24 protein-coding genes are annotated in these 21,701 nt (G+C 33.9%); 15 read left to right on the forward strand and 9 right to left on the reverse strand.

Annotated features, from left to right (window positions below):
* Position 1: 1 nt before the first annotated feature.
* Both ACQY22_RS09600 and ACQY22_RS09605 read right to left on the reverse strand, forming a co-directional pair.
* A complete protein-coding gene (locus ACQY22_RS09600) occupies positions 2-181 on the reverse strand; it encodes a hypothetical protein (protein ID WP_428324463.1) in 180 nt (59 codons plus the stop codon).
* Complete coding sequence (locus tag ACQY22_RS09605) at positions 181-1,302, reverse strand: DUF1512 domain-containing protein (protein ID WP_428324464.1); 1,122 nt, start codon at positions 1,300-1,302, stop codon at positions 181-183. Before ACQY22_RS09605 ends, ACQY22_RS09600 begins: the two co-directional genes overlap by 1 nt.
* A gap of 136 nt (positions 1,303-1,438) precedes the next feature.
* Between ACQY22_RS09605 and ACQY22_RS09610 the strand changes: the two genes are divergently transcribed.
* Positions 1,439-1,999 (forward strand): TATA-box-binding protein, encoded by a 561-nt coding sequence (locus tag ACQY22_RS09610; RefSeq protein ID WP_012214981.1) that lies wholly within the window; start codon positions 1,439-1,441, stop codon positions 1,997-1,999.
* A 159-nt stretch (positions 2,000-2,158) separates the two neighbouring features.
* On the opposite strand, the gene ACQY22_RS09615 is transcribed toward ACQY22_RS09610, so the two are convergent.
* Positions 2,159-2,488, reverse strand: coding sequence for a tRNA-binding protein (locus ACQY22_RS09615; RefSeq protein ID WP_428324465.1), 330 nt, complete (start codon positions 2,486-2,488; stop codon positions 2,159-2,161).
* A gap of 38 nt (positions 2,489-2,526) precedes the next feature.
* Positions 2,527-2,724, reverse strand: coding sequence for a hypothetical protein (locus tag ACQY22_RS09620; RefSeq protein WP_428324466.1), 198 nt, complete (start codon positions 2,722-2,724; stop codon positions 2,527-2,529).
* A gap of 172 nt (positions 2,725-2,896) precedes the next feature.
* On the opposite strand from ACQY22_RS09620, the gene ACQY22_RS09625 reads away from it, so the two are divergent.
* From ACQY22_RS09625 to ACQY22_RS09650, 6 genes are read left to right on the forward strand one after another with little or no spacing between them, the layout of a single operon-like run.
* Positions 2,897-3,313 (forward strand): type II toxin-antitoxin system RatA family toxin, encoded by a 417-nt coding sequence (locus ACQY22_RS09625; RefSeq protein ID WP_428324467.1) that lies wholly within the window; start codon positions 2,897-2,899, stop codon positions 3,311-3,313.
* 3 nt (positions 3,314-3,316) lie between these two features.
* Complete coding sequence (locus ACQY22_RS09630) at positions 3,317-4,525, forward strand: glycosyltransferase (RefSeq protein WP_428324468.1); 1,209 nt, start codon at positions 3,317-3,319, stop codon at positions 4,523-4,525.
* A gap of 37 nt (positions 4,526-4,562) precedes the next feature.
* Positions 4,563-5,726 (forward strand): S1C family serine protease, encoded by a 1,164-nt coding sequence (locus ACQY22_RS09635; protein ID WP_428324469.1) that lies wholly within the window; start codon positions 4,563-4,565, stop codon positions 5,724-5,726.
* Between the two features lie 41 nt (positions 5,727-5,767).
* A complete protein-coding gene (cofG, locus tag ACQY22_RS09640) occupies positions 5,768-6,937 on the forward strand; it encodes a 7,8-didemethyl-8-hydroxy-5-deazariboflavin synthase subunit CofG (RefSeq protein ID WP_428324470.1) in 1,170 nt (389 codons plus the stop codon).
* Positions 6,934-8,193: a 5-amino-6-(D-ribitylamino)uracil--L-tyrosine 4-hydroxyphenyl transferase CofH gene (gene cofH / locus ACQY22_RS09645; RefSeq protein WP_428324471.1), complete on the forward strand. Its 1,260-nt coding sequence runs from the start codon at positions 6,934-6,936 to the stop codon at positions 8,191-8,193. Before cofG ends, cofH begins: the two co-directional genes overlap by 4 nt.
* A complete protein-coding gene (locus tag ACQY22_RS09650; protein WP_428324472.1) occupies positions 8,194-9,552 on the forward strand; it encodes a TldD/PmbA family protein in 1,359 nt (452 codons plus the stop codon).
* A gap of 16 nt (positions 9,553-9,568) precedes the next feature.
* Here ACQY22_RS09650 and ACQY22_RS09655 read toward each other — a convergent pair whose 3' ends face one another.
* From ACQY22_RS09655 to ACQY22_RS09665, 3 genes are all read right to left on the reverse strand, one after another.
* Positions 9,569-10,504, reverse strand: a complete 936-nt coding sequence (locus tag ACQY22_RS09655) for a calcium/sodium antiporter (protein ID WP_428324473.1) — start codon at positions 10,502-10,504, stop codon at positions 9,569-9,571.
* Positions 10,505-10,782: 278 nt separating this feature from the next.
* Complete coding sequence (locus tag ACQY22_RS09660) at positions 10,783-11,151, reverse strand: DUF6659 family protein (RefSeq protein ID WP_428324474.1); 369 nt, start codon at positions 11,149-11,151, stop codon at positions 10,783-10,785.
* 15 nt (positions 11,152-11,166) lie between these two features.
* Positions 11,167-12,474, reverse strand: a complete 1,308-nt coding sequence (locus ACQY22_RS09665; RefSeq protein WP_428324475.1) for an ammonium transporter — start codon at positions 12,472-12,474, stop codon at positions 11,167-11,169.
* A 117-nt stretch (positions 12,475-12,591) separates the two neighbouring features.
* Between ACQY22_RS09665 and ACQY22_RS09670 the strand changes: the two genes are divergently transcribed.
* A complete protein-coding gene (locus ACQY22_RS09670) occupies positions 12,592-12,924 on the forward strand; it encodes a P-II family nitrogen regulator (RefSeq protein ID WP_428324476.1) in 333 nt (110 codons plus the stop codon).
* A 6-nt stretch (positions 12,925-12,930) separates the two neighbouring features.
* Complete coding sequence (locus ACQY22_RS09675; protein ID WP_428324477.1) at positions 12,931-13,059, forward strand: hypothetical protein; 129 nt, start codon at positions 12,931-12,933, stop codon at positions 13,057-13,059.
* Positions 13,060-13,157: 98 nt separating this feature from the next.
* On the opposite strand, the gene ACQY22_RS09680 is transcribed toward ACQY22_RS09675, so the two are convergent.
* Positions 13,158-13,739: a P-II family nitrogen regulator gene (locus ACQY22_RS09680; protein WP_428324478.1), complete on the reverse strand. Its 582-nt coding sequence runs from the start codon at positions 13,737-13,739 to the stop codon at positions 13,158-13,160.
* A 187-nt stretch (positions 13,740-13,926) separates the two neighbouring features.
* On the opposite strand from ACQY22_RS09680, the gene ACQY22_RS09685 reads away from it, so the two are divergent.
* The gene (locus tag ACQY22_RS09685) at positions 13,927-14,274 is read left to right on the forward strand and encodes a hypothetical protein (protein ID WP_428324479.1); all 348 of its coding nucleotides are present in this window, start codon (positions 13,927-13,929) and stop codon (positions 14,272-14,274) included.
* Positions 14,275-14,283: 9 nt separating this feature from the next.
* On the opposite strand, the gene ACQY22_RS09690 is transcribed toward ACQY22_RS09685, so the two are convergent.
* Positions 14,284-15,966 carry a hypothetical protein gene (locus ACQY22_RS09690; protein ID WP_428324480.1) on the reverse strand — a complete coding sequence of 561 codons (1,683 nt, stop codon included), beginning with the start codon at positions 15,964-15,966 and terminating at the stop codon, positions 14,284-14,286.
* Between the two features lie 396 nt (positions 15,967-16,362).
* Here ACQY22_RS09690 and ACQY22_RS09695 point away from each other — a divergent pair, with 396 nt between their 5' ends.
* From ACQY22_RS09695 to ACQY22_RS09715, 5 genes are all read left to right on the forward strand, one after another.
* Positions 16,363-17,088, forward strand: a complete 726-nt coding sequence (locus ACQY22_RS09695; protein WP_428324481.1) for a proteasome assembly chaperone family protein — start codon at positions 16,363-16,365, stop codon at positions 17,086-17,088.
* A 49-nt stretch (positions 17,089-17,137) separates the two neighbouring features.
* Positions 17,138-18,160 carry a phosphoribosylformylglycinamidine cyclo-ligase gene (gene purM, locus ACQY22_RS09700; protein WP_428324482.1) on the forward strand — a complete coding sequence of 341 codons (1,023 nt, stop codon included), beginning with the start codon at positions 17,138-17,140 and terminating at the stop codon, positions 18,158-18,160.
* A 74-nt stretch (positions 18,161-18,234) separates the two neighbouring features.
* Positions 18,235-19,485 (forward strand): cation:proton antiporter, encoded by a 1,251-nt coding sequence (locus ACQY22_RS09705; protein WP_428324483.1) that lies wholly within the window; start codon positions 18,235-18,237, stop codon positions 19,483-19,485.
* Positions 19,486-19,531: 46 nt separating this feature from the next.
* Positions 19,532-20,053: a hypothetical protein gene (locus tag ACQY22_RS09710; RefSeq protein WP_428324484.1), complete on the forward strand. Its 522-nt coding sequence runs from the start codon at positions 19,532-19,534 to the stop codon at positions 20,051-20,053.
* A gap of 56 nt (positions 20,054-20,109) precedes the next feature.
* Entirely contained in the window at positions 20,110-21,693 is a 1,584-nt protein-coding gene (locus ACQY22_RS09715; protein ID WP_428324485.1) for an elongator complex protein 3, read from the forward strand.
* The last annotated feature ends 8 nt before the right edge of the window (positions 21,694-21,701 follow it).

A 21,701-nucleotide genomic window follows, 5' to 3' on the forward strand; every position in this document is an offset into this window, starting at 1 on the left:
ATTATTGCTCTAGAGTTTCGCCAAATATTTTGTCAATTACAGTCATTCCATCACAGGAATTGCATTTGTATACCTCTGCAAATAAAATGTCACCTTCAGAGAATTTTCGTTTCTTTTGCATGTCACATTTTTCACATTTTTCTATAGTGTAAGCAATGGTGATTTTTTCTTTAGAAAACATTATTGAGGTACCCCCACAGTATTTCCAACACCGATAACTACCACAGATTGACCTTCTTTAGTATTTTCTTTAATCATTTCATAAACTTGTGAGCGTACATCATCTGCTTGGTCTGCAATTTCTTTTGTCATTAAAGTAATGGCTTCTTTTACTGATTGTTTTACTACAATAGAAAATATTGGGATTTGTTTTTCAGTTGCAACTGCTTCAATGTGAAATTTTTCAGTTCCAATACCACCAATTGCTGCACCAAATCCTCTTGCAACAGATGCAGAATCTTCACCTTCCATTTTTAGTGCAGCATCAATCATAATTACGGCATCAATTTTGTTTTCAGAAACAATTGATTGTAATGCATCAGCAGGTCTACCAACAGTTGACCCAGGACCTTCTGCTTTTAATAAATACAAATTTCTGTTTTCAAATGTAGTTTTTGCGAGTGATGTCTGAAATGAAATTGTTTCTTTAGGACTATTTAACATCATTTTTCCAACAACCATTGGACCAATTCCATCACCTACAGGTTGTCCTGTTTTAAATACTGGAATTGCTTCTTTCATTGCTTCTGCTTGCTCCATTATAAAAGGAAGAATCATCTGAAGTGGTAAAATCAATGGATAATTGTTTTGTTTTTTGGCAGTCAAAAACATGTGATTGATAATTTTGTGAATCATTTGTAATGAAGATGCAATTTCAAGTAATGTTTGGACTTTGGATAATTCAGCATCATTAATTTCTGAAAAAAGTGATTTCACATGTTCACGGGTATAATCTTCTCTTGATCTTACGGTATGTTGTACTTTTTCAACAATACCATTAGGGTCCATATCAACTGGCATGATGGTAAAATATTCTAAGAATTGATCAATTTTCTTTTCAGAATTAATTTTTGGATTCAAATGTTTGTTAATGTAAGTAATTAATTCACTTCTGGATTCTTCACGGAATTCATCTAATTTTTTGATTCCTTTTTTTATTTCACCTGATGTGACATACAACTGAATTCGTTGACCATAAAAAATGAAAATGACAATTGGTAGAATCCAAATCAACATCATTAAAGGATTGGAATCATCCTTCATTCCAAACAACTGGTCAATGTCTAAATTTGTAAAATCCACTAAATTCCACGATCGTCAGATCTCAATTAAACCATTCGTCGACCAAGAATATGGTCAAAAAATTGTAAGAACGCCTAATGATATGAAAAATGATGGCGAGTGCTTTTATTATAGTTAAAATACAAAAAAATCGAATATGCCACAAACCAAACCTATCGTAAGTGTGGAAAATGTAGTAGCATCAGCATCGGTGGATCAAAAGATGGACTTGAATGAAATTACAAGAACATTTCCAGATGTTGAATATCATCCTGATCAATTTCCGGGATTAGTTTTCAGATTAAAGAGCCCAAAAACTGCAACATTAATTTTCACTTCAGGTAAAATGGTATGTACTGGTTCTAAATCAGAAGAGATGGCAAGAAAAGCAGTAAAGACTGTTGTTCAAAAACTTCGAAAAGGGGGAATCAAGGTTAAGAAAGACGCAGTTGTAGAAATTCAAAACATTGTTGCATCAATTAACCTAGGTGGAAAAATTCACTTAGAACAAGCTGCAAGAACATTGCCAAGAAGCATGTATGAACCAGAACAATTTCCAGGACTTATTCATAGAATGCTAGATCCTAAAACAGTCATTTTGTTATTTTCCTCAGGAAAACTTGTCTGTACAGGAGCAAAAAAAGAACCAGATGTTTACAGATCAGTGAACAATCTGCATGCATTACTAGAAGAAAAAGATCTAATGATTTATGACTAGTGTCATAAATCAAACATATTTTCATTAATTTTCTAAATTCTAGTTATATAGTAATTCTATTTTTATAGAAATTTTCCAAGGGCATTATCAATTCAGAAAAATAAGGCATCAATGAGTCTACTTAAAAAGAAGGGAGAAAGTTTGGTTATCTTTCTAAAATTATTTAATAGGACTTCCAAGCGGAATGTCTTCTTCAACAGTTAACCAAAATGGTTTATCATCAACATCTGCAGCTAAAAGCATTGCATTGGATTCTACACCAGCCATTTTTTTTGGCTCCAAGTTTGCAAGAGCAATTACAGTTTTTCCAACAATTTCCTCAGGTTGAAAATATTGTGCTCCGCCAATAATTACATCACGTTGATCATCATTTCCTAAATCGATTTTGCCTTTGATGATTCTAGATTTTCCTTCAATAGGTTCTGTTGCAATAATTTTTGCAACTCTAATATCGAGTTTTGCAAAATCATCATATGAAATGTTTGACATAAAGTAACACAAACTTTGCCCGTTAAATGAATTTCGAATTACTGTAATTCTTTTTTATCAATTCCACTAGTTTCAATTTCGTATCGTAGTGCTGCAGGAAGTTCCATGTATTTTTTGTTTACAAGTTCTACAATTTGATCTTCAGGAACGTTAACCTTTTTCAACAGTTTTCCACGTTGATGTGCATATGCATTTTTCCAAAAGCCTACACCATCAAAGGTTCCTATTTTTGGCATGTATTTCGAGGGTTTCATTTTCTTTCAAAGATTAATTGACTGTGACGGAAGAATGGCAAATGCCATTAGAACTGGAGTTACTGTTCTGGATTTTAGGCATGTTGCCCATCACAGTCTATTTGTAATAGAGTTGGAATCTAATATATTTAATGCGGAATGAGTGATGTGTAGCATGGCTACCATAGAAGTTAAAGTCAAAATCAATGCACCAGTTGAAAATGTTTGGGCAATAGTTTCAGATATTGATAATGAACCAAAATTTTGGAAGGGTACAAAAGAAGTTCGAAATATTTCAAAAAATGATAATGTCATTAACAGGGAAGTCATAATTGCATTTCGAGATCAAAAGTGCATGCAAGAAGTCATCATAGATCCGATGAAACAGATTCATGCAAAATTTACTAAAGGAATCATCAACGGTGAAAAAATTGTGTCATTAATTCCAGAAGGAGATGAGACTACACTTCAAACAGTATGGGATATAAAATTGACAGGAATGATGGGAATGTTTACAGGTATGATAAAAAACCACATAAAAAGTGGCACAGAGCAAGCCATGCAAAGCATCAAAGAAGAGATTGAGAGATAGTTTATGGAAATAGCATTTGATGTTTTGAATTATTCATTATCTGCAATTCTAATTGGAATAAGCGGAGCATGGGTATTTTTGATAAAAACAATGATTGATTCGTTTAGATTAACACCATACTTGGACAGATTTGAAAACACATCAAAGACATTTCCCAAAGTATCAATAATTTTGCCTGCAAGAAATGAAGAAAAATTTCTTGGAAAATGTTTGGATTCATTAATTGATCAAGATTACAAAGACTATGAAATCATAGTAATCGATGATTCATCAGAAGATTCTACTGCAAAAATAATTTCAGAATATGCAGAAAAAAATTCCAAAATTGTTCATGTTTCAGCAAGAGAGAAACCTGAAGGATGGATGGGAAAGAATTGGGCATGTATGGAAGGATACAAAAAAGCAACAGGAGATCTATTGCTATTCACAGATGCAGACACTACACACAAATCAAATGTAATATCACTTGCAGTCTCGCATCTTTTGTCATTTGATCTAGATGCATTATCAACCATTCCAAAAATGCTCACATTTGATTTTTGGACAAACATCACACTTCCAATGATTTCTACATTTTTGCATACAAGGTTCTCTGCGCTAAATGTAAACAATCCTTCAAAAAAGACAGGTTATTTTTTTGGGAGTTTTTTCATTTTGAAAAAAAGTACGTATGAACAAGTCGGCATGCATGAAGGAGTCAAACAAGAAATAATTGAAGACGGTGCACTTGGAAAAAAAGTAAAGGAATTAGGTTACAAAATGAAGATGGTAAGAGGAGAACATCTAGTGAAGGCAGTTTGGGCAAGAGATAAGAGTACACTATGGAATGCATTAAAAAGATTGATGGTACCTTTGTATCTTCAAAGTGGAAAAATTGCAATAGGAATATTCTTTGCAGTATTGTTTTTGCTTTTTGTACCATTTCCAATTTTTATAGCATCTATTTTGCTACCAGCAGAAACATTATCATCAAAAATTCTTTGTGTTACATCATTTGTAGCATCATTGTTAATTTACATCGGAGCAGTAATTGAAGCCAAAATAGGACTAGAGATAAAAATTAGTCATGCCTTGTTTGCACCACTTGGAAGTCTTGTAGTAGTTTTAGGATTTTTGAGCGGATTACTGCAAGCCAAAAAAACATCATCAGTCACGTGGAGAGGAAGAAGTTATTCTATGAAAGACCATTCTCAAAGTTCAATTAGTGTATAGCAATCCTTTTACATAGAAAATAGAAAATTACCAAATCATGGATAAATCTGGAATTGTGGTAGGGGGAGCCATAGGAGCAATAAGCGTAATGATAATTTTCACAGTATTCTTTATTTTCCCTCCAGGATCATCTAATGCCGAATCAATAAAACCGATAGCGCCAGAACTAGAAGTTCAAGTAGGAGATGGTCAAAGACCAATAACAGAAACCGCTCCACTTTATTCAAAAAACATATCATTAATTGAGATATTTGAAAAATCAGAACCAGGAGTAGTTAGAGTTAATGTACAGAGAGAAGAAGCATCAGAGGTAGGGGGAGTAGGTTCGGGTTTTGTGTTTGACAAACAAGGACATGTTATAACAAACGAACATGTAATTGATGATGCAAAAAAAATCATCATAACATTTCTTGACGGTAGATCATATAATGCAGAAATTATCGGAACAGATGAATTTACAGATCTTGCAGTAGTCAAAGTAAATGCTGATTTAGCATTATTACATCCATTAACAATTGGAGATTCGTCAAATCTCAAAGTAGGAGAGCCGATTGCAGCAATAGGAAATCCATTTGGATTATCAGGCTCCATGACATCAGGAATAGTTAGTCAACTAGGACGATTACTTCCATCAGGTTCAGGATATTCAATTCCAGATGTCATTCAAACAGATGCTGCTATCAATCCAGGAAATTCTGGAGGTCCATTATTGAATATGAGAGGAGAAATTGTAGGAATCAACACAGCAATTCAATCAGCTACAGGAGAATTTACAGGGGTAGGATTTGCAATTCCATCACAAACAGTTGCAAAGATTGTTCCAACATTGATTGAAGATGGAGAATACGAACATCCATGGATAGGAATTTCTGGAAGAGATATTGATCCTGATTTAGCAAAAGTTCTAGAACTTCCAGATGCAGTAGGCTTTTTGGTTGTAACAGTAATAGAAGACAGTCCAGCATCAAAAGCAGGACTGATTGGTTCAGAGAAAACAATTGATGTTGAGGGAGTAAGTTACCCAATGGGAGGAGATATTATTTTAGCAGTAGATGGAATCGAAGTAAGAAAAATAGATGATATTTTAATTCATCTTCAAAGAGCAAAATCAGTGGGAGATGAGATGGTTTTAGAGGTTTTAAGAGACGGCAGAACCACAAACATCTCAATTATTCTTCAAGAAAGACCAAATGGAAATTAGTTCTATACAAGCATAAATAGTCATAGTCAAGAATCATTTTGTTGAGCAAACTTGTATTAAATTCTGAGAGTTTAAACAATGTTTTAGATAATAAAGAAATCTCTCGTCAGAGTATTTTAGAAATTTACCATAATGCAATAAAAAACCCAAGTGAACTTTTTTCAACAGCACAAGTTCTAAGAAAAAAATACAAGGGGAATTCTGTAACATTTTCAAAAAAAGCATTCTTCAACATTGTTAATCTTTGTAAAGATAGTTGTTCATATTGTACATACAAAGCAGAGCCAGGAGAAGAAAAACTATCTCTAATGTCAAAACAACAAATTACAGAATTATTAGAACTTGCAAAAAAATACAGATGTGTTGAAGCATTATTTGTAACAGGAGAACAGCCTGAACAAAGATATCAAGAAGCAAAAGATTGGCTAAAAGAAAATGGATTTTCATCAACTTCAGAATATCTAATTCATGCATCAGAAATCGCATTGGAAAAAGGACTTTTTCCTCACACTAATGCAGGTAATTTGAATTTTGAAGAGATGAAGGAATTAAAGAAAACAAATGTGTCAATGGGGTTAATGCTTGAGAATATCAGTGAAAGATTAACAGAAAAAGGAATGCCACATTACTTGGCAGCAAGCAAGAGACCAAAATCAAGATTAGATATTTTAGAAAATTCTGGAAAACTACACATTCCAATGACTACAGGAATTCTTGTAGGAATTGGGGAGACAATAGAAGAAATCATTGATTCATTATTAGCAATCAAAGAATTACATCAAAAATACGGAAACATTCAAGAGATAATTTTACAAAATTTCCAACCAAAACAAGACACTAAAATGAAAGATGAGCCATCTGCTGATGAAAAATATTTCAAAACAATTGTTGCCCTATCTAGAATAATCATGCCAGAGATGAATATACAGATTCCACCAAATCTTTCTCCAAAGTCTTATCAGAGTTTTTTGTCTGTAGGGATTAATGATTGGGGAGGAATATCTCCATTAACTCCTGACTTTGTAAATCCCGAATTTTCTTGGCCAGAAATTAACAAAGTAGATGAAAATTCAAAAAATGCAGGATTTGATTTGAAATGTAGATTTCCAATATATCCAGAATTCTTTTCTTTTATTAGTAAAGAGTTACAAGAAAAAATGAAAGAGATTCAAAATGAGGAAGGTCTAGTAAAAGAGGAGTATTGGAGATGACACTAAACATAGATTCACTTTTCAAGAATGCAGATCCAGTTGTTTCAGAGATTCTAAACAGAGCACTTTCAGAAAAAGAGATCACATCAAAAGAAGGACTAGAGTTGTATGACACAGTAGGTATTGATTTTCATCTAGTAGGATTAGTTGCAGACGAGTTAAGAAAGAGAAGAGTTGGGGATATTGTATCTTATGTAGTAAACAGGAACATCAATTTTACAAATGTGTGTATAAAACAATGTGGGTTTTGTGCATTTAGCAGAGACTTTAGAGAAGAAGAAGGGTATTTTCTTCCAACTGAAGAAATTGTACGTAGAACAAAAGAAGCACATCAACTAGGAGCAACAGAAGTCTGTGTCCAAGCAGGTCTTCCACCAGACATGGAAGGAGATGTTTATGAAAATATTTGCAGAGAAATCAAAAAAGAAGTTCCAGATATTCACATTCATGGATTTTCACCAGAAGAAATCCTGTATGGCGCAACGCGTTCAGGAGTAGAGATAGAAGAATTTCTGAAACGAATGAAAGAAGCAGGGGTAGATACACTTCCAGGAACGTCAGCTGAGATTTTAGACCAAGAACTAAGAGACAAAATTTCACCAGGTAGAATAAGCGTAAAAGACTGGGAAAAAGTCATCAAAAACGCCCACAAAATGGGAATAAGCACAACATCAACTATGATGTTTGGACACTTGGAATCACAAGAAGATAGAGTAAAGCACATTGAGAAATTAAGAGATATTCAAAAAGAGACCGGAGGATTTACAGAGTTTGTTCCACTCAATTTTATTCATACAGAAGCGCCAATGTACAAACATCAATTGCATGAAGGAATCAAACAAGGAGGTAGTGGAAATGATGTCTTACTCACACATGCAATTGCGAGAATAATGTTAAACAATCACATCAACAACATACAGATGTCTTGGGTTAAAGAAGGACAAAAAATGTCTCAACTATTATTGATGTGGGGAGCTAATGACTTTGGAGGAACTTTGATCAATGAAAGTATTTCAACTTCTGCAGGTTCAGAACATGGACAATTGTTAAAACCAAAAGAAATTAGACGAATGATAAGAGAAATTAAAAGAACCCCAGCTGAAAGAAACACAAAATACAAAATATTGCGAAAGTTTGAAGATGACACAGAACCCGAAGATGAGTTAGATAAAATCTCAAACACATCACAGTTTGGGTCATATACAGAATTAATTAAAATAAATAAATTCAATTATGAAAATCCAAGGAGAAAATAATTGTCTGCCTTAGAAAAGGCATTACAGCATTCAAGGAAAAAACAAATCGACGAATGTGAAATAGTTTCTGTTAAAAAAAATATTACAACAATAAGAATTACTGATTCAGAGATTGCAGAGATTAAACAAAATTTTGATGAGAGTTTTGGAATAAGAATAATTCATGACAAAAAAATTGCATCCATTCAAACTACAAAAAAAGAAGATATGGAAAAATCAATTGATTTGGCATTTTCAACAATATCAAATCTTAGACCAAGGGAGTTTTGGCAAGGATTACCCACAACCGTATCAAATAGAAATCTAGAGGGAACATATGATGAGAAATTAGATAAAATTTCAGGCTCAGAAATGATGGATATCGCACAATCTATAATAAATTCAGCAAATTCTAAGAAAATTAATACGATTACAGGTTCACTAAACATAGTTTCAGAGTTTTTTGAGATTGAAAATTCCAATGGGCTTTCATTTAATGACAAATCAACATACATTTCAGGAATTATTAATGCTGAATCAGAACACGGGGTTTTGCCAGTATCAGGTATTGGTCATGGTAGTGGCAGAACCTTGGCAAACTTTGCAGAAAAGCAGATTGGCAAAGATGCAAAAAAGATGTGTATCGAGTCAATAAATCCTAAAAAAATTGATTCAGATACTTATGACATAATTTTTGAACCATATTCAGTAGGGGAATTATTAGCATTTGTTGTGTCATCAAATTTTAATTTTAAAACATTTTCAGAAAAAAAGAGTTGTTTTTCAAATGATTTTGATGAAGAGATTGCAGTTAGTGATTTTAACTTAACAGATGATCCATACATTGCCGAAGGAGTAGGAACAAAATCAGTTGATGATGAAGGAATTAGTACACAAAAAAATAATTTAATTGAAAATGGGATTTTCAGAAATACATTCTCAAATTTGTTTGATAGTTATAAAGAAAATGAAAAATCTACAGGGAATGGTTCCAGGATTGGCTCTCCAATGGGTAGAAGTTCAGAACCAATTTCAATTTCAGCACCACATAATCTAAAAGTTGATTCAGGAAAATCTTCACAAGAAGATATGATCAAAGATACAAAACATGGAATATTAGTTGGCAGATTATGGTACACATATGCAGTAAACCCCATCAAAGGAGACTTTTCATGTACTGCAAGAAGTGGGGTTAGAATTATTGAAGATGGAGAAATTAAAAATCCTGGAAAATCAGTTAGAATAATTCACAATCTTCCAACAATGTTGAAAAACATTTCAGATATTGGAAATGATCAACAAAATGTTATCCAATGGGCATCATTACCATCAATTACACCATCAATAAAAACAGAAAAAATCAAAGTAATCTCAATTTAGTGAATGAAAATACAAATCATTTGAAAAATGTCAAGACAAGGTATGTAACATACCCTATTGCCAGGCACACACCCATAACTCTGTTAATTATGCCTGTTTTTAGCCCGATTAGTAATGAAAGGCTAAACAAAATCATAATTGCATAGTCTACATAAACATCATCTGAAATTATAACACCACCAAGAGTAGCACCAACACCCATTATCATCAAAATGTTGTAGATGTTACTACCAATGATGTTTCCTATACCGATATCACTGTGTCCTTTTCTGATTGCAATAATTGATGTAATTAATTCTGGAAGAGAAGTTCCAATTGCAATTACTGTCAACCCAATGATTTTTTCAGATAATCCAAATTCTTTGGCAAGAACTACGGCATTTTCAACTGTCAAAAATGCACCAATATACAAGAGACCAATGCCAAGTCCAATTAATCCAATAGACTTGAGATATACATTCTTGCTACCTTCTGAAACATCATCTTTGGCATCTTCTCGACGTTTCATTGCATCTTTGAAAGTATAAACTCCAAATACACCAAGACCAACAAGTAACAATATTCCATCATAATTTGACAATTCACCATCAATTGAAATTAAAATTAGTAAAACAGAAACACCCAACATGATTGGGATTTCTTTTCGAAGTACAGATTTGTGAATTGCAAGTGGGACAAGGATTGCAGCAATACCAATCACCATACCGACATTTGCAATATTGCTTCCAATGATATTTCCCAAAATAATTGCACTGTGTTCTCCAGCAGCTGCAATACTTGCTGCAAGTTCAGGAGTAGAAGTACCATATGCAACAATAGTCATACCAATTACAAGATTACTGATACGGAATTTTCGTGCAATAGTAACACCGCCGCTAACTAGCCAGTTACCACCAAAACATAACATCGCCAATCCTACAACAGTAAGAACTGCACTGATTACAATTTCCACAAGAAAGTTTTAGGGTTTAGGGGTTTAAAGGGAATCATTCACTAGAATTTTACAATTCAAGCAATTAGAGTTAATTTCTAAACTATCAAATCAGGTTAGGCACAAAATAATGAAAAAATGAGCCTAAAATTCTCTATTTCAGAGCCCGTTTTAATTGAGAATTAAGGACATGTGAGAAACTGATGTGTTTTTGAGATTTTCTAATTTCTTTTGATTGAAGAGTATAGATTTTCTTTACCAATTCATCATCCATTGTAACTGTAATTCGACGTGTTAAATTAATCACCAGTAGAATCTAGTTCAGAACGTACTGCGTCAATTATTTTCAAATAATCTGCACGAGGTTCAGTACTAATCAAAAATAACTCACTAGAGCTTATCGGTACAGTAATCATTGTGACTTTTTCATACTCAGTAATTGATGAAGTCTCATTTCCTATTCGGTATGCCAAGTTGGTATACAAATCTCGTTTTTGTAAAGCATAGTGAATAGACATCTTTACATCATCTTCAGCAAGTAATTTTTCAACATCATCTTTTTGTCCTCCAGCAACTAATTCGCCTTTATTGTTTGCAACACCAGCAAATCTTACTTGAGGGTCTAAAGCAAGAATTTTTTTTGTAAGTTCATCATGATTAATTCCCAAGAAAACACACCAAATCTATTTCTTCTTTCTAAAGATTTCATCTTTTTCTTGTAATGAATCAGTATATGTCTCCATGTCTAACATGAATTCTTCTTCATCAGAATACGCAGACTCCGCATGTTCACTTATGTCAAGACCAACATCTTCAACACGCGCACTAACACGGATTCCAATAAGATGTTTGATTACCTGCATTAGTATCCACGTACCACCAAATCCAATTGCTGCAGCAACTGCAACACCTACTGCTTGAATCCATAGTTGATCAGGATTACCAAACAGCAATCCATCAACACCGCCAGGATTAATCACAGTACTTGCAAAGATACCAATTGCTAGAGAACCTACAATACCTGCAACACCGTGAACTGAGCTGACATCAAGTGCGTCATCTATGTGTAATTTCTCTTTGAATAACACTACACCAGAGTAAGAGATTACACCGATTGCAATTCCAATTACAAACGCATGTTCAGCACTAACAAATCCTGATGCAGGAGTAATACCAGCAAGACCAGCAATTGCACCATTAATAGTAGCAACAACAGATGGCTTTCCTGTTCTTACCCATGAAAGCCCTCCCCAAATTAAAGCTGATACAGAAGAAGCCATGTGAGTTACAATTACAGTGTTACCTGCAACACCACCAGACGCTGCAAGAGCACTACCTGCATTAAATCCGAACCATCCAAGCCATAGCAAGGAAGATCCAAGAACTGCAAGGGGAATACTGTGAGGAATCATAATAGCAGGGCCATAATTTCTTCTTTTTCCCAATACTATGGCAGCAGCTAAAGCAGCCATACCAACACTAGTGTGAATTACAATGCCACCCGCAAAGTCTACAACACCTAATTGGGCTAACCAACCGCCACCCCATACCCAGTGGACAAGAGGATAGTAGATCAACATAGACCATGCAGTAATGAATACAATAAAGGAACTAAACTTCATTCTTTCAGCAATTGTTCCTGTAAGAAGCAATGGAGTAATACATGCAAACATCAACTGGAATTTTACAAACAATACACCAGGAATAGTTGGAGCAAATGGTAACGAATCATCAGATGGAACTCCCTTAAGGAATACCCATTCCATATCTCCAATCAAACCATGTTCTGAAGGACTAAAAGATAAACTAAATCCAAATACAAACCACATGACACTCAAAAGTGCCAATCCGAAAAAGATTTGCATGAAAATTGAAGCTGCATTTTTCTTTCTCAATAAACCAGATTCAAAAAGACCCAATGCAGGGATCATAAGCAATACAAGACTTCCAGCTACAAGCATCCACGCTGTATCTCCAGAATCAAGTACCATTAGCAAAAAAAATTAGTTTTTAATTAATAACAATATCCTAATTTGATTGTCAAATGATAATCATTTGATTTACAAAATCAGAAATTATATTTATCAAGTTGAAATTACAATTATCAAATGCTCAAAATAGAAGCCATTCTTGGTGAAAATGATGTAATGGCAATAAGTGAGGAATTAAAGAAGATAGGAATAGGAGGCCTTACTGTTACTAAAGTAAGAGGAAGAGGAAAGAGACCAGCCCCAGAAATTCACGCATCAAAAGGAAGTGAAATTTTTGTTCCGCAATTTACTGAGAAATACTTCATTACAGCTATTATCCCAGATGCTAGAGAGGATGAAGTAGTAAAGATAATCAAAGATAATGGTAGAATTGGTAAGATTTTTGTCTCACAAGTTTTGCGTGCAGTAGATATTGCAAGTGATGCAGAAGGCGAAGAAACGGTTATGTGATTTAGTATGAATATTCGTAAAAGTAAATTATTCAAAAGAGAAAAGATGCAACCAATTGAACCTAAAGATTATCCTAAAGTGGCTGCAATCATTGGAATAATTGTTATACCACCAATTTTATTATTCTTCATATGAAGACTTCTAGAAAAATATTCATTGCAAAAGTGATCATGGCAGGAGTAGGTCTAACTTTAGTTGGTTTGTGGTTATTTTCAGATTATATTTTCTAGAAATCAAAAATCTCCAAAATTGTTTTCGTAAACAATTGTAGAATTCTTTAGTTGTTTTTCTAATGTTGGGAGATATTTCATAATACAATGATTAACAAAATCACTAAATGATTTTATTCTATAATCAGTACGAAGTGTTTCTTTGTTTTCTTCATAGATTACTTGGAGTTTATGTAAAGTGAATTTTTGTAATGGAACAAATCTACTTCGTTTTGGCAATTGTACTGATGGAGGTTTTTCATCTAAGATAAGTTCAAGATCCTGTGTAGCATCATTTGTTTCCATGTCAACAACTTCTTCCATTTCAGAGACAAAGATTTTCCCACCATGGTTTGCAGTCAATCCAGAATTTTTTGAAATCATTTCAACTACTTTTCTAGCATCTTTGTTAGGTACCACCATTTCGATTTTAGCTAAAGGAATTGATTTGAGTCCAGTAGAGCCAACACGAGAACCTTTTGATTCATCATAGATGTTACTGTCTTCTAAATTTCGTTTATCGATAATGTAACTGCCAAGAATATGCAAATTAGATTTGATTGTTGGAAAATTCTTCCTTCTAATTACAGCCTCTATTTTCTTCACAAATAATTTTCAAAAAAATGGGCTATTTATGACATTAGTCCATTATCACAAATAATAGTAGATCGTATTCAGTTCATACATGATGAATTGATGGACAGTCATCAAATACAGGTGTAAAAAAATCAGCTAGAAAGATCAACAAAGCTCAAGTTAAAGACTAATAAAGTAATGTACCGTACCATACGGTATGATGAGAGCAAGACTAACATACGTACCACTAGAAGTGGCAGAACAATTCGAAGATTTCATAATCAAAAGAGATGAGGAAATCCTAGGAGCAGTAAAAGCAAGAACTAGAGATTACAGCACGTTATCGTTATTGAAATTACTGTATCAGTTAAGAGGAAACCCAATGACGTTTTCAGAATTGTATTCAAAATCAAAGATCAGAATGAAAAAGTCATTTCTGAACTATCTTCACCTATGTGTGGATTACAACTTTGTCAGAAAAGAGGCAGTTGGATCAAACATGATCTATACAATTACAGACAAAGGACATACAATGCTGAATCTCTTTATGCAAAAAAACAACTAAACATCAAGTTTAGGACAAATGATCTGGTGGAATTACAGAAATTGAAAGGGTTTCTGTATGAGATACAAAATCCAAGCTAGTTCCAACAAAAACATCTGCATAAAAATTACCAGAGTTTTGAGGAATCCAAGACAATCCCAAGTTAAGAGATTGATTTGAATCAAGTTGGCCAGTTATCCACTTTAAGGGTTGAACAATTTGGTTTTGTTCATCTTTGATTTCAACTAGATATACAAATTTTTTTGAGACATCATCATGATTTGAAACATCAGAAGTGATCTGGATTAATTGACCAGGTTTTAGTGAATGCATTTTTTCACCAAATGCATTTCTTAAACTGGTGTCATCTATAACAAAATCAAAAACATCATTATCAAAACTAGTATATATCATCAAACTTAAGTCAGATTTTTGTGGGAAATAAGATGCAGAAGGGTAAAAAATGGGATAGTCAGAATTCCAGTCCATCTTGATTTCATCATCAAATTCATAGAGAGATACAAATTCATCTATAGAGGCAATATGTTGATTCTCTAAAATCTTCAACACATTATCTTTTTCATCAAGGGTGTTTTTTTCAAGTACATCAAACTTTTCTCTAATATTGATAATTTGTTGACTGGTCGTATTTTTTGAAGCATCATCAGACAGAAGGGAATTTTCAAGAATTTGTTTTTCTTCAGCCTGCATTTCTAAGGCAATATCAATCAAAAGGGAATCATATTTGGCAATAATTTCTGAAATCTGTTCTTCATAATGATTTTGTATTGATTGGATTTTTGAGTTTAAACTATCTGCTTTTTGTAAAATTCTATCGTTGTTTAACTTCTCTTCAGTCAAAACACCATATGATTTTTCATGAGAATCATCAACAATTTTTCCCATATTGTGTCGCATCCACATCTCAGCTGTGTATTCTGTTGTACAAACATAATCATCTGCATGAGTTCTATAAACTAAAACGTGTCCTGATCTGCATTCAGTACTAGAGCTTGTTCTGCCAAGATCTTCCCAAGAGATTTCATCAAAAGGATTTGCTTCAAAATATGCAGGGTTTGTTCTAAAGTCTCGATAATATTTTCTCAGTTCTTCTCCAGATAATTCATAATTGAATTTACCATCAGATTCAAAGAGTACTTGTTGATTATAGTAAGCATTATTGTGTAGGACATTGTAAAGTGCATTTACAGATACCATTTCAGATCTTGTTATTTTGGCAGCTTTGACAAATGCATCTCTTGCTTCCTCAGGACCTCCACCAACTAAGATGACTTTTTGCAAGGCTTCTCTTCCAGCATCAATCTTTGAAGCAGTAAATTTTAGAGGATGATCATAAATGCTAGAAGTGTCTTTTGCAGGACTATTTTCTAATGCTCTTTCAAGTACATTGTCAAATGTATAGTAACCCCAAAGTTCCTCCCATTTTCTTAAATCATCTTCTAAACTTTGCAAAACTTCAGCACGTTTTTGTTCTAATTCCAATTGTCGTTTAGAATCTTCAAAGTTTCTTTGTTCTATTTTTGCAATCCATTTTTTACTTTGTTCAATTTTTTTAAGAATGTCTTGAGCAACAGGATTGTTTTGAAGATCTCCAGATAAAGTTGTTTGATCTTCCATAGTTTGAGCATATGCAGAATTTAGAAAAATTGTGAAAAATATACCAACTGCAAACATGTATCCTATGCCCCTCATGCACAGAAATTTGGGATTTTGATATTTAGCGGGCACTGATGAATTATTAGTAAAATTTCGAGTTCTACGAACAAAGTAATGGTAAAAGTCAGGTCAAAAATGACCTGACAGAAACGCATGGTCTGGCACAGGTTTGATGAATGACTCCCATCAAGTGTACAAAATAACTAGACATAATTTACATAAAAAAGACACGTAGAAATGATTCATACAAATCATCAGGATATGCTAAATACTATTTTTCTAAAAATACATCATTGGAACTGTCACCAAAAACTAACCGTTTTTGGTCTTAAGTTCTAATTATTACAGAAATATTACTAAATTCTGTCTAACAAAAAGTGTACAAAATACTTAGTCAGTATAGTAATTAGACAGAACAAATCGACGTAAACAGTGCCAAAAGAATTTCCAGAAGCTGAAGTCTTTGAGATAAAAGAAACAGAATTAAAAAGTCCAGTAATTTTTGCAGGATTTGTTGGTGCAGGTCTTGTAGGACCAGTTGCAATCAATCATATAATTGAGAAATTAGATATGGATGAAATTGCAGTGATGAGATCAAAATATCTCCCACCATCAACTGTGTTTATGAGAGGCAGATTACGTCATCCATTTAGATTCTATGCAAACAAAGAAGGAACAGTCTGTGCAATAATTTGTGAAATTACATTAAAAATGGAAGGACTTTATTCGTTAGTTGCGTCAATTTTAGATTGGGCAGCAACAAAAGGATCAAAAGAGATTGTAATTTTAGACGGAGTTGCAAGTACTGAACACGATGATAAAGCATACTGCGCTGCAGAAGAAGATTTGATAAGGACTATGGCAGACAAAGACATCAGTATGATTCCACAAGGATTCATCACAGGGATTCCAGGAGGAATACTAAACGAATGTTTGGTAAGAGAAATCCAAGGATTAACATTATTGGCAAAAGCAAGTAGAGATACAACAGACTCTGCAGCTGCAGTAACTCTGATTGAGGCTCTAAATCGATTCTACGATATGAATATAGATACAACAGATATGCAAGAGGAAAAAGAGAGAATTCATTCAGAATTTAGTGAATTATCTCAAAAATACGTAGAGCACAGAGAAGAAATAGCTGGAATGTATATGTGATCGAAACGAGGGGCAAATTCTTTTATTCACATCAAAAGGGCAACAAACTATGGCTCTAACCTACAAAAAAGCAGGAGTAGACATTTCTAAAATTAAACAAAGCCAGATGGCAATAGGTAAACTGATTTCATCAACTCATAAACTTCAGAAAAAAGCAAAGATAGCTCATGGGTTTGGACATTATGCAGGAATTGTAGAGATTCCAGGGGGGAAATTGTTAGCAACACATACGGATGGCGTTGGAACAAAAGTAGTAATTGCAAACATGATGAAAAAATACAACACAATAGGAATTGACTGTGTTGCAATGAATGTTAATGATATAATCTGTATTGGTGCAACACCAATATCATTTGTAGATTATATTGCTGCAAACAAAAATGACGTGCCAATTTTCAAAAAGATTGTAGAAGGATTAGTTAAAGGTGCAAAGAAATCTGCAATGCCAATTGTAGGTGGAGAAACTGCAATCATGCCAGATGTTATAGAAGGAAAAGGTTTTGCATTTGATTTAGCAGGGATGGTTGTTGGGTTAGTAGAGAAAAAACAAATGGTGCTTGGAAATAAAATCAAATCAGGGGATATAATAATTGGGGCAAACAGCACAGGGATTCACTCAAACGGTTATTCACTTGCAAGAAAAGCATTGTTGAAAAAATATTCAGTTAAAGATAAAGTAAAAGGGGTTGGAACTATAGGAGATGCGCTACTAAAGCCAACTGAAATCTATACAAAACCAGTTTTAGAGATGGTTGAAAAATGCAAGATTAATGGTTTGGCACACATTACTGGAGGCTCATTTACCAAACTATTGCGCCTCAAGAAAATAGGCTATGAGATAGATTCTTTGCCAAAAATCCCACCAATTATGAGCCTCATTGAAGAGCAAGGAGTGAAATCTACAGAAATGTACAAGACATTCAATATGGGAGTAGGGTTTTGTGTAGTGGCACCAAAAGATCAGGCAGTACGAATCAAATCAATATTCAAAAAACACAAGATCACAAGTCAAGAGATAGGTCAGATTGTTTCAAAGAAAGGCGTTTTTGTAAATTTGCAAAAAATTGCTTAATTTAACAATAGTAAAATAATTTTCAACCTAGTATCGCCTTATATTACAGATTTCTCCAGAACAATAAGAGAAAGATGGCTGCAGATGCACATTTTATTGAAACAATCATCGGGATTGGAATACTTCTTTTTGCAGCCAAATTAATGGCAGAACTTTTCTTGAGATTAAAACTTCCAATTGTGTTAGGTGAATTATTAGCAGGAATGATTGTTGGACCATTTGCGTTAGGTCAATTTTTCATTTTAGATGGAAAACAGTTGTTGCATATCAACGATGAGATAAAAATTCTAGGAGAGATGGGGGCAATTGTAATTTTGTTTATGGCAGGATTAGAGATGACACCAAAGGAATTCCTGAAAGGCGGAAAGGCGTCGTTTACTGTTGGAACGCTAGGGGTAGTAGTCCCGTTCTTTGCGGGTTTTATGATTTTCGGATTCTTTGGTTTTGAAGCATTAGAGTCAATGTTGATTGCGACAGCGCTTACAGCTACCAGTATTGCAATTTCTATTCAGGTACTTAGTGAATTTGGCAAGTTAAAGGCGCCGGAAGCTAGATTGATCATCGGTGCAGCAGTAGTTGATGACATTTTAGCAATTGCAGTATTGTCAGTAGTAATTTCAATTACAGGTTCAGATGCAGGAATTGAAAGCATAGTAATCACAGATGTGATGATAACAATTTTGCAAGTATTAGGATTCTTTGCGATCATGTTAGTTGTCGCAGTAATAGTAATTCCCAAAGTCATTACTCCAAGATTATGGAAGGCAAAGGGCAGTGTAGAAGGAATTGCGACAGCGTCGTTCTTTGGTGCTGCAGCGCTTGCAGGCTCAATTGGGTTATCACCGATTGTGGGTGCGTTTGCAGTAGGAATGGCATTATCAACTACCAAAGTGTTTGAAAAGGTTGAAAATTATATTGGAAAGATTGGTTTGATTTTTGCGCCGTTATTCTTTGCAATTATTGGAGCACAAGTAGACCTGCGTGCAGTTGACTTGAATATTTTGATGATTAGTGGAGTAATCATTGCAGTTGCAATTGTTACAAAGTTGTTAGGTTGTGGACTGCCAGCAATGTTCTTCTTGAAAAATAAAGCTCAGGGAATGAGGGTAGGTATTGGAATGATTTCAAGAGGAGAAGTAGGATTAATTGTTGCAGGTGTAGGAGTTACTGCAGGAGTTTTAACGTCAGAAGTATACTCTACAATTGTAATCATGGTTGCAGTTACAACAATAATTACACCAATTTGGTTAAAGATGGAATACAGAAAAGAACAGAGAAGTGGAAGTGGCGAACCAGAACAAAGCATAGAGCAAAAACCAGAATAGTTCAGCAAAGTCTTAAATTCTACAAAAATTCGTGAAAATTAGTAACATGTCAGGTGATACAAACAGTCAACCATTCAAAGAAAGAATGGTTGCAGAGATCAAAAAAATTCAAGATGAGTTAAATGAATTAAAGAATCTTAAAGTAACTATTTCAAGAAAACCAGCTAAAAAGACTGTGAAGAGAAAGACTGCTGCAAAGAAAAAGACAGTGAAGAGAAAACCAGCTAAAAAGACTGTGAAGAGAAAGACTGCTGCAAAGAAAAAGACAGTGAAGAGAAAACCAGCTAAAAAGACTGTGAAGAGAAAGACTGCTGCAAAGAAAAAGACAGTGAAGAGAAAACCAGCTAAAAAGACTGTGAAGAGAAAGACTGCTGCAAAGAAAAAGACAGTGAAGAGAAAACCAGCTAAAAAGACTGTGAAGAGAAAGACTGCTGCAAAGAAAAAGACAGTGAAGAGAAAACCAGCTAAAAAGACTGTGAAGAGAAAGACTGCTGCAAAGAAAAAGACAGTGAAGAGAAAAGTAGTTAGAAAAACATCCAAATCAAAAAAGAAAACTAGGCGACGATAGGCTCAAAATTAGCGAAATTATTTAACGAATTTATGTCCAATTCAGTGTGATTACCCATGAGTAAGTTAGATTCGGTATTCTCAAAGGCATGTAGTGAAATTACTCAAAATCTGCTAACAATTAACGAACCAAGCAAAAAGCAAGTAAAAGAAGAGATAAAGAAAATTTGTGCAAAATACTCACTTGAAAGAATTCCAAGAAATCATGAAATACTTTCAATGGCAAAAGAATCAGAATTTGATAAACTCAGAAAAGTTTTGTTAAAAAAACCAGCAAAAACAGCATCAGGTGTTGCAGTAGTTGCATTAATGCCAAAACCATATGCATGTCCACATGGAAGATGTACATATTGTCCAGGAGGAATTGAATTTAATTCACCAAACAGCTATACAGGAAATGAACCATCAACTCTAAATGCGATTGAAAACGAATATGATCCAAAATTACAAATCACAACAAAAATTGATAAACTAATTGCATTTGGGCATGACCCATCAAAGATGGAGATAGTAATTGTCGGAGGAACATTTCTCTTTATGCCCAGAGATTATCAAGAGAATTTCATCAAATCATGTTATGATGCACTAAATGGTACAGACTCTAAAAATTTGGAAGAAGCAAAATCAAACAATGAACATGCCTTAATAAGAAATGTCGGATTTACAATTGAAACAAAACCAGATTTTTGTAAAAAAGAACATGTAGATTGGATGTTAGATTACGGAATAACAAGAATAGAGATTGGCGTGCAATCACTGCAAGAAAGAGTTTATGATATTGTTAACAGAGGTCACAATTACAATGATGTAGTAGAATCATTTCAAATTTCAAAAGATGCAGGATACAAAATTGTTGCACATATGATGCCAGGATTACCAACAATGACACCAAAAGAAGACATTGAGGATTTTAAGAAACTATTTTCAGATTCACAGTTACGTCCAGATATGCTCAAGATATACCCATCATTAGTTATTGAAAATACTCCAATGTATCAAGAATACAAAGATGGAAAGTATGCCCCATATTCAGATGAAGATATGATTCAAGTTCTAACAGAAGCAAAGAAAAACATCCCAAAATGGGTCAGAATCATGCGTGTTCAAAGAGAAATTTCCCCAAATGAGATTATTGCAGGCCCAAAATCAGGAAATCTAAGACAGATTGTACATCAGAATTTGGCAAAACAAGGAATGAAATGCAAATGTATTAGATGTCGGGAAGCAGGATTAAACAAGAAATCAGAGCCTGAAGATATCAAGTTAAACAGAATTGATTATGATTCTTCAGGGGGGAAAGAAGTGTTCTTGTCTTATGAAGACAAAAATGAGTCAATTTATGGATTTTTGAGATTAAGAAAACCAAGTACAGATGCACATAGAGATGAAGTAAGTAACGATTCATGTATTGTAAGAGAACTCCATGTTTATGGAAAATCATTAAAAATTGGAGAAAAAGAGGAAAAAGAAATTCAGCATTCAGGATTGGGTAAGAATTTGATGAAAGAAGCAGAAAAGATTTCAAAAGAAGAATTTGATGCAAAGAAATTATTGGTAATCAGTGCAGTTGGAACAAGAGAATATTATCAAAAGTTAGGGTATTCGTTATATGTGCCATACATGTCCAAAACGTTGGATTAGTGAGAAGA

The organism is Candidatus Nitrosopumilus sp. (genome assembly GCF_965263415.1).
GTDB lineage: Archaea > Thermoproteota > Nitrososphaeria > Nitrososphaerales > Nitrosopumilaceae > Nitrosopumilus.

Excerpts from the sequence above, each read along its gene's own strand:
- ACQY22_RS09600 (WP_428324463.1), bottom strand. The coding sequence starts at position 181 with ATGTTTTCTAAAGAAAAAATCACCATTGCTTACACTATAGAAAAATGT.
- ACQY22_RS09610 (WP_012214981.1), top strand. The coding sequence starts at position 1,439 with ATGCCACAAACCAAACCTATCGTAAGTGTGGAAAATGTAGTAGCATCA.
- ACQY22_RS09615 (WP_428324465.1), bottom strand. The coding sequence starts at position 2,488 with ATGTCAAACATTTCATATGATGATTTTGCAAAACTCGATATTAGAGTT.
- ACQY22_RS09620 (WP_428324466.1), bottom strand. The coding sequence starts at position 2,724 with ATGCCAAAAATAGGAACCTTTGATGGTGTAGGCTTTTGGAAAAATGCA.
- ACQY22_RS09625 (WP_428324467.1), top strand. The coding sequence starts at position 2,897 with ATGGCTACCATAGAAGTTAAAGTCAAAATCAATGCACCAGTTGAAAAT.
- ACQY22_RS09630 (WP_428324468.1), top strand. The coding sequence starts at position 3,317 with ATGGAAATAGCATTTGATGTTTTGAATTATTCATTATCTGCAATTCTA.
- ACQY22_RS09635 (WP_428324469.1), top strand. The coding sequence starts at position 4,563 with ATGGATAAATCTGGAATTGTGGTAGGGGGAGCCATAGGAGCAATAAGC.
- cofH (WP_428324471.1), top strand. The coding sequence starts at position 6,934 with ATGACACTAAACATAGATTCACTTTTCAAGAATGCAGATCCAGTTGTT.
- ACQY22_RS09665 (WP_428324475.1), bottom strand. The coding sequence starts at position 12,474 with ATGGTACTTGATTCTGGAGATACAGCGTGGATGCTTGTAGCTGGAAGT.
- ACQY22_RS09670 (WP_428324476.1), top strand. The coding sequence starts at position 12,592 with ATGCTCAAAATAGAAGCCATTCTTGGTGAAAATGATGTAATGGCAATA.
- ACQY22_RS09675 (WP_428324477.1), top strand. The coding sequence starts at position 12,931 with ATGAATATTCGTAAAAGTAAATTATTCAAAAGAGAAAAGATGCAACCA.
- ACQY22_RS09685 (WP_428324479.1), top strand. The coding sequence starts at position 13,927 with ATGATGAGAGCAAGACTAACATACGTACCACTAGAAGTGGCAGAACAA.
- ACQY22_RS09690 (WP_428324480.1), bottom strand. The coding sequence starts at position 15,966 with ATGAGGGGCATAGGATACATGTTTGCAGTTGGTATATTTTTCACAATT.
- purM (WP_428324482.1), top strand. The coding sequence starts at position 17,138 with ATGGCTCTAACCTACAAAAAAGCAGGAGTAGACATTTCTAAAATTAAA.
- ACQY22_RS09705 (WP_428324483.1), top strand. The coding sequence starts at position 18,235 with ATGGCTGCAGATGCACATTTTATTGAAACAATCATCGGGATTGGAATA.
- ACQY22_RS09710 (WP_428324484.1), top strand. The coding sequence starts at position 19,532 with ATGTCAGGTGATACAAACAGTCAACCATTCAAAGAAAGAATGGTTGCA.
- ACQY22_RS09715 (WP_428324485.1), top strand. The coding sequence starts at position 20,110 with ATGAGTAAGTTAGATTCGGTATTCTCAAAGGCATGTAGTGAAATTACT.